Annotated in this window: 10 protein-coding genes and 1 riboswitch; of the genes, 7 read left to right on the top strand and 3 right to left on the bottom strand. The window is 41.7% G+C overall.

Annotation, left to right across the window (positions count from 1 at the left end; all coding sequences use genetic code 11):
• Positions 1-108: 108 nt before the first annotated feature.
• Entirely contained in the window at positions 109-1,107 is a 999-nt protein-coding gene (gene cysK / locus WH214_RS05315; protein ID WP_339422795.1) for a cysteine synthase A, read from the top strand.
• Positions 1,108-1,168: 61 nt separating this feature from the next.
• Here cysK and WH214_RS05310 read toward each other — a convergent pair whose 3' ends face one another.
• Positions 1,169-1,780, bottom strand: coding sequence for a TetR/AcrR family transcriptional regulator (locus tag WH214_RS05310; RefSeq protein ID WP_339422794.1), 612 nt, complete (start codon positions 1,778-1,780; stop codon positions 1,169-1,171).
• Positions 1,781-2,301: 521 nt separating this feature from the next.
• Between WH214_RS05310 and WH214_RS05305 the strand changes: the two genes are divergently transcribed.
• The 6 genes from WH214_RS05305 (at position 2,302) to WH214_RS05280 (ending at position 10,662) form a co-directional block, all read left to right on the top strand.
• Entirely contained in the window at positions 2,302-3,474 is a 1,173-nt protein-coding gene (locus tag WH214_RS05305) for a thiolase family protein (RefSeq protein WP_339422793.1), read from the top strand.
• 320 nt (positions 3,475-3,794) lie between these two features.
• Positions 3,795-4,688, top strand: a complete 894-nt coding sequence (locus tag WH214_RS05300; RefSeq protein WP_004979763.1) for a LysR substrate-binding domain-containing protein — start codon at positions 3,795-3,797, stop codon at positions 4,686-4,688.
• Between the two features lie 144 nt (positions 4,689-4,832).
• Positions 4,833-4,936, top strand: a riboswitch (guanidine-I (ykkC/yxkD leader).
• Between the two features lie 27 nt (positions 4,937-4,963).
• Positions 4,964-5,704: an urea amidolyase associated protein UAAP1 gene (locus WH214_RS05295; protein ID WP_339422792.1), complete on the top strand. Its 741-nt coding sequence runs from the start codon at positions 4,964-4,966 to the stop codon at positions 5,702-5,704.
• 17 nt (positions 5,705-5,721) lie between these two features.
• Positions 5,722-6,372, top strand: a complete 651-nt coding sequence (locus tag WH214_RS05290) for an urea amidolyase associated protein UAAP2 (RefSeq protein ID WP_339422791.1) — start codon at positions 5,722-5,724, stop codon at positions 6,370-6,372.
• Positions 6,373-6,377: 5 nt separating this feature from the next.
• Positions 6,378-9,983 carry an urea carboxylase gene (uca, locus tag WH214_RS05285; protein WP_339992983.1) on the top strand — a complete coding sequence of 1,202 codons (3,606 nt, stop codon included), beginning with the start codon at positions 6,378-6,380 and terminating at the stop codon, positions 9,981-9,983.
• A gap of 211 nt (positions 9,984-10,194) precedes the next feature.
• Positions 10,195-10,662, top strand: a complete 468-nt coding sequence (locus tag WH214_RS05280; RefSeq protein WP_010326667.1) for a hypothetical protein — start codon at positions 10,195-10,197, stop codon at positions 10,660-10,662.
• A 62-nt stretch (positions 10,663-10,724) separates the two neighbouring features.
• On the opposite strand, the gene accC is transcribed toward WH214_RS05280, so the two are convergent.
• Together accC and accB are read right to left on the bottom strand one after the other, a co-directional pair.
• Positions 10,725-12,086, bottom strand: a complete 1,362-nt coding sequence (accC, locus tag WH214_RS05275) for an acetyl-CoA carboxylase biotin carboxylase subunit (RefSeq protein WP_005399493.1) — start codon at positions 12,084-12,086, stop codon at positions 10,725-10,727.
• A gap of 16 nt (positions 12,087-12,102) precedes the next feature.
• Complete coding sequence (gene accB / locus WH214_RS05270; protein WP_062034808.1) at positions 12,103-12,522, bottom strand: acetyl-CoA carboxylase biotin carboxyl carrier protein; 420 nt, start codon at positions 12,520-12,522, stop codon at positions 12,103-12,105.
• Positions 12,523-12,536 lie beyond the last annotated feature (14 nt).

Below are 12,536 nucleotides of genomic sequence, written 5' to 3'. Positions count from 1 at the left end.
GATTTATTTATCAAATAAAAACATAAGCCCGACCAAATGTCAGTTTGCATTTAAAAATCAGGGTATGATAATGAATAGATCATTAAAAACAACATAGGAAACATTGGTATGAGTACTGACTCAGCTTTTCCAACGCCTAATAATTTAGGGATAGCGGTTTATAGTAATAATGCAGAAGCGATAGGTAACACACCATTGGTTCGTATTAACCGAATTATACAAAGTTCAGCCACCGTTTTAGCCAAAGTTGAAAGCCGTAACCCTGCATTTTCAGTAAAATGTCGTATTGGAGCTGCGCTGATTGCTGATGCGGAAGCACGCGGTGTGCTGAAAGCGGGAATGCACATTGTCGAACCAACCAGTGGCAATACAGGCATTGCTTTGGCATTCGTTGCTGCTGCAAAAGGTTATACGTTAACTCTAACTATGCCATCAAGCATGAGTATCGAACGTCGTAAAGTGATGAAAGCTTTGGGTGCGAACTTGGTTCTTACTGATCCTGCAAAAGGGATGCGCGGTGCGGTAGAAGAAGCACAGCGTTTGTTGGATGAAAATCCTGAAACCTATTTTTTGCCACAACAGTTTGAAAACCCAGCAAACCCAGCTATTCATGAAGCAACCACTGGCCCAGAAATTTGGGACGCAACAGGTGGTAAAGTTGATATTTTAGTTGCGGGTGTAGGGACGGGTGGTACAATTTCAGGGATTTCAAGTTATTTTGAAAAAGTAAAAAAACAAGCCCTGTACTCAGTTGCGGTAGAACCTGCTGAATCGCCGATTATTGGTCAAACCAAACGAGGCGAAGCTTTGACGCCTGGACCACATAAAATTCAGGGCATTGGCGCTAACTTTATTCCTAAAAACTTAGACCTCGACTTGGTCGATGAAGTGATGCCAATTGATGCAGCAACATCAATTGATTGGGCGCGTAAAACAGCAAGTCAAGAGGGGATTTTGGTGGGTATTTCAAGTGGTGCAGCGATGGCAGCAGCAGCTGAACTTGCAGCACGCCCTGAAAATGCAGGTAAAACCATTGTAGTAATCTTACCTGACGGTGGTGAGCGTTATTTATCTTCAGTTTTGTTTGAAGATATTTCCGTAGACTAATTTACTGGATAAAAAAAGCTAAACATAAAATGTTTAGCTTTTTTTTATACCATTTAGAAACTTAAAGGGCTGCATGTGAAATTTTATCAGGTGTCATGAGGGCTTGGTTGACATACAGTTTAATCAGACGCTCACGTGAACCGATTGATTTTTGATAATGCGTTGAATTGAGTAACAATGACGCACCGTAGGTTACTGTCCATACATAAGATAAATAATCACGAATGGACATTGCGCTGTCTAAAGACTTTAAGTAGTCAAAAGTCATGTCTTTAATTTCGATAATACGTTGCTCACGTATTTGATAGAGCTTCTCAAAAAGTTCTTTGAGTTTACGTTCGTTATTGGTTAAACGTTCTTCAATAACGTGCAGTAAAATCGTACGGTTCGAGTTCAACATATTATAAAGCATGTATTCGGAAACATACGTTTTAATATCGTTGTTATGCTTTTGAGAAATTTCTAGCAGGCGAGTTTCATTCAAGATAATCAGCTCTAAATAAAGTTGATTTTTACTTTTGAAATGCTTGTAGATCGTACCCTTCGCAATATCGAGTTCCGTTGCTAATTCGCTTAAGGTGATGTCTTGATTATTGTCTAATAATAAAGTCTCAGCCATGGCTAAAATTTTCTCTTTGCGTAATAGAAAATTTTGTTGGCGTACTGAAGTCATTGGCTTATTCCAGTGTATTCCATGAGAACTATAGAGAGGCTATTGAACTTGGTTGAAAATGAAAATTCAACTAAGGTCTTGGATATTACTACAATCGTTTTAAAAATATCCACTTGTTCAACAATAGAAATAAATTCAGGAACATTTTCGCATTTCGTTGTCAATAAATTTGATCTCTAGAGATCAAATTTGGTCCATTGCATTCCTTTTTCGTGATTTTTACACTATTGTCAGTATAGCCACTGTGTTCTTAGAGATGAGAACCTTTAGTGCTAAAGCCTTAAATGCAGTGTGGGTTGATAAATGGATCATCTGTCGTATGGATCGATGTCTTATTCATGTGTGTTTGTTTTAATGTCTTTATAGATGACTCGCTTTGAGACGGTAGCACTATGAAAAACATTAAAATAAGATCTGAAACGATTAACCCCTTTGTAATATGAAAAAATAGATAGGGAATGTCTTTAAGCCTTTTAATTGGGCTTAAAGCAAATAAACCGCGAAAAAGGATGAAATAGAAAATGATTGTTATTGTAGACGGTGTACGTACAGCAATGGGTGGTTTTCAAGGTTCACTGTCGAGCTGTACCGCGCCTGAACTTGGTGCGGTGACAATTAAAGAAGTGTTAAACCGTTCTGGCTTACAGCCAACCGATGTGGATGAAGTGATCTTTGGTTGTGTACTTCCAGCAGGTTTAAAACAAGGCCCTGCACGTCAAGCAATGCGTATGGCGGGTCTACCTGACTCAACGGGTGCAACAACCATCAATAAAATTTGTGGTTCTGGTATGAAAGCCGTCATGCAAGCGGCTGATGCGATTAAAGCGGGTTCAGCTGAGATTGTAGTGGCGGGTGGTATGGAGTCAATGTCAAATGCGCCGTACTTACTTGAAAAAGCACGCGCGGGCTACCGTATGGGACATGGTAAAACAACCGATCACATGTTCCAAGAAGGTTTAGAAGATGCTGAAACAGGTCTGTCGATGGGTGTACTTGCTCAAGAAATGGCAGATAAAAAAGGCTATACCCGTGAGCAGCAAGATCAATATGCCATTGGTTCTTTAAATAAAGCCGTTGCTGCGATTCAATGTGGTTTCTTTAAGGATGAAATCGTGCCTGTGACGGTAAGTAGCCGTAAAGGCGATGTTGTGGTTGATCAAGATGAACAACCGCTCAATGCCAAAGTAGATAAAATTCCAACTTTACGTCCGGCATTTAAAAAAGACGGCACGATTACTGCGGCAAATTCGAGCTCTATTTCGGATGGTGCTTCGGCACTGGTTGTAACTTCATCCGAAGTTGCTGACGCACGTGGTCTCAAGCCATTGGCAAAAGTTGTGGCTTATGCAAGTAATTCCCAGCATCCATCTGAGTTCACCATTGCCCCTGTAGGTGCCATTGAGAAAGTTTTAGCCAAAGCAGGCTGGTCTGCGAGTGATGTGGATCTGTGGGAAGTCAATGAAGCATTTGCGATGGTCACAATGCTTGCAATTGATAGTTTTCATTTAGACCCTGCTAAAGTCAATGTGAATGGGGGCGCTTGTGCACTTGGTCATCCATTGGGTTCGTCTGGTTCACGTATTATCGTGACTTTACTGCATGCTTTGAAACGTACTGGTGGGAAAAAGGGTGTAGCTGCTTTATGTATTGGTGGTGGTGAGGCGACTGCTATTGCCGTCGAGCTGCTGGACTAAAGCTGTAATATCCTTAGCTGTGCCTGTGAAGAAAATACTTTAAATAGCTATAATTCGGCATGGTTGATTTCATCAAAGGTTCGATTGATTCGGGCCTTTTTTGTTATGTAAAATACATGCAAATTAAGCGACATAAATTTTCAGGAAAAGCATCGATTGTTCAGTACAGCTAAAGGTATAATTAATGTACTTTTATTGCTGAAACGTCTGATATTAGACCTAGATGCCTGTAAAAGTAAGTTTTGAGCATTGGATCATCGCTATAATGGGTAGATGATGGATCGTCTACCATCACCATACATATAAGGAACATTTTTTTCGTGTTTGAACTGGACTGTAAATTACTCAGTATCTTTTTTTACGTTTATAAGTTTAAAAGTGTGTCACTGGCGGCTGATCATCTAGAAATGAGTCAACCGACGGTGAGTAACATTCTGAATAAAATTCGCCAACATTATAATGATCCGCTGTTTTTACGGATTGGCAATGAAATGGTGCCAACTGAGCTGTCGAAACAGTTATTTCCGTTGGTCAGTGAGGCTTTAAACAAGGTTGAAATCATTAATAATTTTACGATTGATTTTGACCAAGCCACTTCACAGCAACAGTTTAGTTTGGCCATGACCGATGTTTCACATTTGGTGTTGTTGCCGAAAATTTCGCAATACTTAAAGAAACATGCGCCGCATATTCGTTTGAATATCCGTCCGATCACCTCTGAAACCAGTTATCAAATGGCAAATGGTGAGATTGATTTGGCGCTGGGTTTTTTACCTCAATTGGAAAATGGCTTTTATCAACAGCAACTGTTCGAGCAGTATTATGTGGTGATTGCTGCCAAAGATCATCCGCGTTTGACAGGTGACAGTATCAGCACAGCACAGTACTTGGCTGAGTCACATATCGATATTGATGCGGGCATGGGGCATTACCATATTGAAAATGAACTGCTTAATTTAGAACTAAAACGTGACATTTTGATGCGTTTACCGAGCTATTTAGGCGTCGGCTTGGTGGTACAAGAAACCGATGCAATTGCGACAGTCCCGTATTATTTAAGTGAAGTGCTGCTTTCACGTGGCAATTTAAAGATCTTCAATGCGCCAATTGCCTTCCCAAGTTATGGGGTGAAACAGTATTGGCATATGTCTTGTCATCACAAAACCAGTCATCAGTGGCTGCGTCACATGTTCCATGAAATTTTAATGAAGTAATTCTTAAAATTTGATGCTTTTTAGTGCGCATAGCGAAAATATGCGTGCTTGAAATCTAAAGTGCCCATTTATTGCTCATAAATAGTATTACGAAGTTTAAAAATCGTAATACTAAATTGGCACAGCCTTTGCATCGTCTAATCTGAAAGAGTGATCTAGGGTTCCGATACATATCTATTTTATGTATGTCTGCGACCGAGAGTTCACGGTTCGAAAGAGCTACACGGAGGGATAAAAGCCCGGGAGGTAAACAGTTACGATTTAGGCAGAAGCGCATGAGCACAATAACTTATCACGACGATAACGCACTATGGACTGAACTTTTACCGGGTGGGCATCACTGGTCTGGACGTATTCAACGCGGCACTGTTTTACAGTTTAAAGCCTTAGGGGCACAAGCCAACGTTTCACTTTTCTGTGTCAACAGTGAAGATAAGCTCGAACGTTTTAATATGCCAGATAGCTTAAAGGCACAGCATACGGCATTTCTAAGTACAGGGCATGTGTTGTATTCGGACTTAGGTCGGGTTATGGCTTCAATTGTTCATGATGATCATGGTTGGAATGATGCCTTATGTGGTCCGAGTCGCACAGAACAGATCCAAAAACAATTCGGCACTCAAACTTTTCAAGATACACGAAATGAGATGTATCGAAGTGGACGCGACAGCCTGTTACTTGAAATGACCAAGTTCTCATTAGGTCAAGCCGACCTGTCAGCTACGGTCAACCTATTCTCTAAAGTTCGCCCTGATGATGCAGGCAACTTATCTTATATCGATGTCGATAATACCCATCAAACTATTGAACTGCGTTTTGAGATGGACTGTCTGGTGTTCTTATCTGCTGCGCCACATGGTTTGAGCCAAGCAGCAAAGTATCAGCCAGCCGATATTCAAATGCGCTTATTCAAAGCCTCCGCTTTAGCAGTACACGATGTCTGTCGTGATTCATGCTCACAAAACCAACGCGGTTTTCACAACAACGCACGTTATTACGCATTTGATGCTGCTTAAGCCCGAGGAGAATACGCATGACCAGTTTACAAGCATTTAATCAAACCGTTTTAAATGAAATCTGTCCAGCGGGCGAAGCATGGATGTGTGAAGTCCAGAAAGGGCAGTATTTCCGCATTATTGACCTCGAAGGCAACCAAGCAGTCGATACTTTATTTATTTCTGCAAACAATCCTGAAGAACGTTACAGCGCAACCGATACTCTAGCCATTAATCAGCAGATTTATCTAGAAAAAGGCACAGCTCTATATACCAACTATGGCAACAAAATCGCAACGATCCATGATGATAACTGTGGTCGTCATGACACCTTAGGCGGTGCTTGTTCATGTGAAAGTAACACCGTACGTTATGCACACGACACATTTCCGATGCACAGTTGCCGTAATAACTTTATGACAGCTTTAGCTATGCACCCAATCGCGAAAAAGCATGGACTAAATGTTCGTCATATTGGGCCGAATATTAACTTCTTTATGAATGTACCCGTGAGCAGTGATGGGCATCTCAAGTTTGACGATGGAATATCGGCGCCGGGTAAATATGTTGAAATTCAAGCAGAGATGGATCTCATCGTGCTGATTTCTAACTGCCCACAACTGAACAACCCCTGTAATGCCTATAACCCAACCAAAATTCAACTGATTGTACGTGAAGGCAAGGAGTAATCAGCATGTTTAAAAAAGTTCTCATCGCCAACCGTGGTGCAATTGCCTGCCGAGTAATTCGTACATTAAAGAATTTAGGCATTCAGTCTGTTGCGGTGTATTCAGAAGCAGATCGTGATTCCTTACATGTAACTTTGGCCGATGAAGCAGTATTTATCGGGGATAGCCCAGCCAGTCAAAGTTATTTAAATATTGAAAAAATTTTACAGGTCGCGAAAGAAGCAGGTGCTGAGGCCATTCACCCTGGTTATGGCTTCTTGTCTGAAAATGCTGAATTTTGTGATTTATGCGAGTCACAGGGCATTGTGTTTCTAGGGCCGAATTCTGCACAAATGCGTAGTTTTGGCTTAAAGCATACTGCGCGTGAACTAGCGATTCAGGCGAACGTGCCATTGTTACCAGGTAGCCAGCTTTTAGCAGATGAAGCGGAAGCACTGATCGAAGCAAAGCGTATCGGTTATCCCGTGATGCTGAAAAGTACCGCAGGTGGCGGTGGGATTGGTATGCGTTTGGTGTGGAATGAGGCGGAGCTGAAAGATGCTTATGCAACGGTATCTTATTTGGCCCAAGCGAATTTTAAAGACGCAGGTTTGTATTTAGAAAAGTTTGTGGAAAATGCGCGTCATATTGAAGTCCAAATTTTTGGTGATGGCCAAGGTTTGGTTTTGGCTTTGGGAGAGCGGGACTGTTCAGTACAGCGCCGTAACCAGAAAGTAATCGAGGAGACCCCAGCGCCGCATTTAAATGATGAACAACGTGACTATATTCAGGGTATTGCGGTTCAACTGATGCAGTCGGTGAATTACCGTTCGGCAGGTACGGTTGAATTTGTGATGGATACTGACACACAGCAATTCTACTTCTTAGAAGTGAATACACGCCTACAAGTTGAACATGGCGTGACTGAACAAGTGTTTGCTGTAGACCTTGTGGAATGGATGGTCACTTTAGGTAGCCGTGACTGGACTGTGCCAACAGAGCCGCTTAGATCTAAAGGCCATTCGATCCAAGTTCGTTTATATGCTGAAGATCCAATTAAAAACTTTCAACCCAGTGCTGGCTTATTGACTTATGTCGAGTTTGATCCGCAAGCGCGTAATGAAACATGGGTAGAAACAGGTTCAAACGTGTCTTCCTTTTATGATCCGATGATTGCCAAAATTATTGTGACTCACGAAAACCGTGAAAGTGCAATTCAAACCATGAGCGATACTTTGGCACAAACTTCAGTGGCAGGAATTGAAACCAATCTTGAGTATTTACAAAACATTATTGACTGTGAAGTGTTTAAAGCAGGGACACAGACTACACGTTTCTTAAATACTTTTGAGTGGAAAACCCAAAAAGTTGAGGTATTACAGTCCGGTATTCAAACGTCAATACAAGATGTCAATGGTCGTTTGGGGTACTGGGATGTTGGTGTTCCACCATCAGGTGCGATTGATCCTTTGTCTTTAAATGTAGCCAATCAACTATTGGGGAATCCATTTAATACCGCAGGGCTAGAATGTACATTGCAAGGCCCAACTTTAAAGTTTCACTGTGATAGCCAAATCGTGATTACGGGTGGCGACATGCTTGCGACATTGGATGGTGTCGACGTTGGCATGTGGCAGACCCTTAATGTTAAAAAAGGGCAAATTCTTAAAACGGGTAAAATCACCACAGGTTGTCGCAGTTATATTGGCATTAAAGGCGGGTTGAATGTACCTACCTACTTAGGTTCGCAAGCGACTTTTACTTTAGGTCAGTTTGGTGGTCATGCGGGACGAAATTTACTCATTGGAGATATGCTGCCGATTACAGCTTATACTACAGCAGGAACTGTTGCGCTCAGTGCAGCACAGGTGCCAAGCTTTAGCCACACTTGGAATATTGCAGTGATGTATGGACCGCATGGTGCGCCAGACTTTTTCACCAAACGAGATATTGAGCGCTTCTTTGAGCAAGAATTTGAAATTCACTTTAACTCAAGTCGAACAGGCATTCGTTTAGTCGGTGAAAAACCTGAATGGGCGCGTACCGATGGTGGTGAAGCAGGGCTGCATCCTTCGAATATTCATGATAATGCTTATGCCATTGGCGCGATTGACTTCACTGGAGATATGCCAATTATTTTAGGACCCGATGGTCCAAGCTTGGGCGGTTTTGTTTGCCCAGCAGTGGTTGTCAGCTCGGAACTTTGGAAAATTGGTCAGCTTAAAGCGGGCGATAAAGTTAAATTTATCCCAATTTCTTATGATCAAGCACAAGTATTAAATCAAAAATATAGCGCAGCGTTAACAGCGGATACGACTGAAAATGTAGAATTTTCTCCAAGCTTTCATGCTGAAATGGAGACCTTATCAGATGCCGTTTTAGCGACATTAAAAGGTGACAACGCTAGACCTGATGTGACTTATCGTCCTGCAGGTAATAGTTATCTGTTGGTTGAATATGGAGAGTTGGTTTTAGATCTCAATTTACGCTTCCGTATTCATGCTTTAATGCAATGGGTTAAAGACCAAAGTATCGAAGGGATTATAGACTTAACACCAGGGATTCGTTCGCTACAAATTCACTTTGACTCATTAAAACTTGATCAGAAACATTTGTTAGCATTATTACAACGGGCAGAAAGTGAATTGCCTGATGTGACCGCAATGGAAGTGCCTTCGCGCACAGTCTATTTGCCTTTGGCTTGGGAGGACTCACAAACTCAGTTGGCGACTGAACGTTATATGCAAACAGTACGTCCAGATGCGCCGTGGTGTCCTGACAATGTAGAGTTTATTCGTCGTATCAATGGTTTAGACTCAAAGCAAGCAGTGAAGGATATCGTATTCAGCACCAATTATTTGGTGATGGGTTTGGGAGATGTGTACTTGGGTGCACCTGTGGCAACGCCGCTGGACCCACGTCATCGTTTAGTGACCACCAAATATAATCCTGCACGTACATGGACGCCTGAAAATGCAGTCGGCATCGGTGGGGCATATATGTGTGTTTATGGCATGGAAGGCCCGGGCGGTTATCAGTTTGTTGGACGTACAACCCAAATGTGGAGTCGTTTCCGCAAAAATCCAGACTTTGAACAAGGAAAACCATGGCTACTGCGCTTCTTTGATCAAATTAAATTTTATGAAGTGTCTGAAACAGAACTAATGCAAATGCGGGAAGACTTTAAAGCAGGACGCTTAAAGCTTCGTGTAGAAGATGGGGTTTTAAATTTAAAAGAATACAATGACTTCCTCATTGAAAATGCAGCATCCATTTCGAGTTTTAAAGCGGTACAGCAAGCAAACTTTGAAGAGGAACGCCGTCGCTGGCATGAGGCTGGTTTGGCTGAATATGTTTCTGAAAGCCTAGATGCTGTTTTAGATGACAGTGAAATTCAAATTCCTGAAGGTGGCTGTGCAGTCGAGTCGCACATGCCAGGTTCTATTTGGAAAATTGAATGTACCTCTGGAGACATTGTGGAAGAAGGGGCAACTTTGGCCGTGATTGAAGCCATGAAAATTGAAATTCCTATTATTGCACCTGAGCGGATGAAGGTTGAAACCATTACCATTGAAAAAGGGCAAACGGTAAAAACAGGTCAGGTGCTGTTTACACTGGCACCGGTAGCTTAAATTCAAATATCAAGAAATACAAAAAAGACTGCTTAAGCGGTCTTTTTTCGATTCTGAAAGTAGGATTTGTCTAGTGCTAACAATAAATCGTTTTGTTAAATTAAGATTGCAATGCATAGCAAAAAATAGATTGTTATGAAATGGTTATAAAATGATGTTTTGAATCAAAATATGCTAATTTAGTGGGACGCTTAAAAACATTATGGCTTGTATGAAAAAAACATTACTCGGCATGTTATTCATGTTAACTTCATCAGTGCTTATGGCAAATACGCCGAGTCAGGCTGAGGATACTCAAGCATCAAATCAAAATAATATTCGTGTAACGACTCGCCCTGAAATTGTGGGCTTATGGGGAATGGAAATTCCAAATAATCGTAAATGCGTTGAATACTATAATTTTAAAAGTAATAGTGATGTTGTGATTAAAAGTGGGGAAGAATGGTCCACGGGAATTTATGATTACCAGCCATCAACCGACAAAAATGTGCAATTACCTGCTTTGATTTTACAAGTCAAATTTGATAATAACCAAGTGGATTGCTCTGGATCTCAAGAAGATCAAACAGGTGAAATGTCTCAGTATTTTGTGAAATGGCAAAGTCCATCGACTATTAATTTTTGTGCCAATGATAAAGCACAACAATGCTTTGCAACGCTACGTCGTGTACTACCTTAATTGTTTTATAAATAAAAAACCGCGATTTATCGCGGTTTTTTATTTAAGGATCAAGAAAACTATTATTTGTCTTGATTACCTTCAATTTGCTTTAACAAATGCTTTTCAAGGTAGTGAATATCCATTGCTTGTTCACAGAATTTTTCATCTTGAAGAATCAAATCTTTATGCAATGGAATATTGGTTTTAATACCGGTTAAAATCATTTCATCAAGCGCTTGGCGCATGCGTGCAAGTGATGTTTTACGATCCTTACCGTGTGCGATCAGCTTTGCAATCATCGAGTCATAGTAGGGCGGAATGCTATAGCCTTGATAGATATGTGAATCAAGACGAATACCTGCACCACCTGGCACATAAAAATTCTCAATTTTACCCGGTGAAGGTAAGAAGGTCGTTGGATCTTCAGCATTGATACGGCATTCAATCGCATGACCTTTGACTTCAACTTGATCTTGTTCAATTTCAAGACCTAAGCCACCAGCAATGCGGAGCTGTTGTTCAATAATGTCGATACCTGTCACCATTTCAGTTACAGGGTGCTCAACTTGAACACGTGTATTCATCTCAATAAAGAAGAATTCACCATCTTCAAACAAGAACTCGAATGTACCTGCACCACGGTACTGCATTAATTTACAAGCATTTACGCAAGCTTCTAAAATGTCAGCACGTGCTTGTTCAGGTAAATTTGGCGCTGGCGCTTCTTCTAACACTTTCTGATGGCGACGCTGTAAAGAGCAGTCGCGGTCATAGAGGTGAATCGCGTGGCCATTACCGTCGGCAAGAACTTGGACTTCAACGTGACGAGGTGTTTGTAGGAAACGTTCCATATACACCGTGTCATCGCCAAACCACATTTCAGCATCACGCTGTGCGGCTTGAACGGATTCAAGCAGGGTATCGACGCGTTCTACAATACGCATACCACGACCACCACCACCAGAAGCAGCTTTCACGATCAATGGGAAACCAATTTCTTTAGCTTCAGCCAGTGCATTTTGCGGTGTAACCGCATTTGCAGAACCCGGTACAGTTGGAACACCTGCTTTACGCATTGCAGTAATCGCAGAAACTTTGTTACCCATCAAACGAATATGTTCAGGGCGTGGTCCAATAAAAATAAAACCTGAGTTTTCTACAATTTCAGCAAATTCAGCATTCTCTGATAAGAAGCCATAACCTGGGTGAATGGCATCTGCACCTGAAATTTCAGCTGCTGTAATAATGGCAGGAATGTTCAAGTAGCTTTCACTGCTCGCACCTGGTCCAATACATACAGCTTCATCTACAAAACGTAGGTGCATTAAGTCTTTGTCAGCATCTGAATAGATCCCTACAGTCTTAATTCCTAAAGTTTTGCAGGCACGGGTGATGCGCAGGGCAATTTCACCACGGTTTGCAATTAAAACTTTTTGCAACATTATAAGTCCCCGTCTATTACGCGCGGTAGCGGAATAATGGTTGACCGAATTGGATCACTTCGCCGTTTTTCACTAAAATTTCTTCAACCACACCGCTTTGCGTTGCTTCAATCGGGTTCATGATTTTCATTGCTTCGATAATACCCAGTGTTTCACCAGCAGTGATGGTTTGACCGACTTTAACAAATGGCGCTTCACCTGGGCTTGGAGCAGCGTAAAACACACCAACCATTGGAGAGGTTTCTACAGCACCACGTGGTGTTTTAGCCGCTGGCGCTTGAGCAACAGGAGCTGCCATAGCAACAGCAGCACCAGCTGCAACAACTGGACTGCGACGAGTCAGCGCAATCGATTGATCGCCTTCTTTAACTTCAATCGCTTGTAAGTCAGATTCAATCATCAGGTCGATGAGTTTCTTGATTTTACGAATATCCATGTGACAGTATTCCT

This window comes from Acinetobacter sp. MYb191 (assembly GCF_037572605.1).
GTDB classification, from domain to species: domain Bacteria; phylum Pseudomonadota; class Gammaproteobacteria; order Pseudomonadales; family Moraxellaceae; genus Acinetobacter; species Acinetobacter johnsonii.
This window is presented reverse-complemented; position numbering and strand designations above follow the sequence as displayed.

Bases quoted from the DNA above. Each gene is read 5' to 3' on its own strand.
- cysK (WP_339422795.1), top strand. From the start codon at position 109: ATGAGTACTGACTCAGCTTTTCCAACGCCTAATAATTTAGGGATAGCG.
- WH214_RS05310 (WP_339422794.1), bottom strand. From the start codon at position 1,780: ATGACTTCAGTACGCCAACAAAATTTTCTATTACGCAAAGAGAAAATT.
- WH214_RS05305 (WP_339422793.1), top strand. From the start codon at position 2,302: ATGATTGTTATTGTAGACGGTGTACGTACAGCAATGGGTGGTTTTCAA.
- WH214_RS05295 (WP_339422792.1), top strand. From the start codon at position 4,964: ATGAGCACAATAACTTATCACGACGATAACGCACTATGGACTGAACTT.
- WH214_RS05290 (WP_339422791.1), top strand. From the start codon at position 5,722: ATGACCAGTTTACAAGCATTTAATCAAACCGTTTTAAATGAAATCTGT.
- uca (WP_339992983.1), top strand. From the start codon at position 6,378: ATGTTTAAAAAAGTTCTCATCGCCAACCGTGGTGCAATTGCCTGCCGA.
- WH214_RS05280 (WP_010326667.1), top strand. From the start codon at position 10,195: ATGAAAAAAACATTACTCGGCATGTTATTCATGTTAACTTCATCAGTG.
- accC (WP_005399493.1), bottom strand. From the start codon at position 12,086: ATGTTGCAAAAAGTTTTAATTGCAAACCGTGGTGAAATTGCCCTGCGC.
- accB (WP_062034808.1), bottom strand. From the start codon at position 12,522: ATGGATATTCGTAAAATCAAGAAACTCATCGACCTGATGATTGAATCT.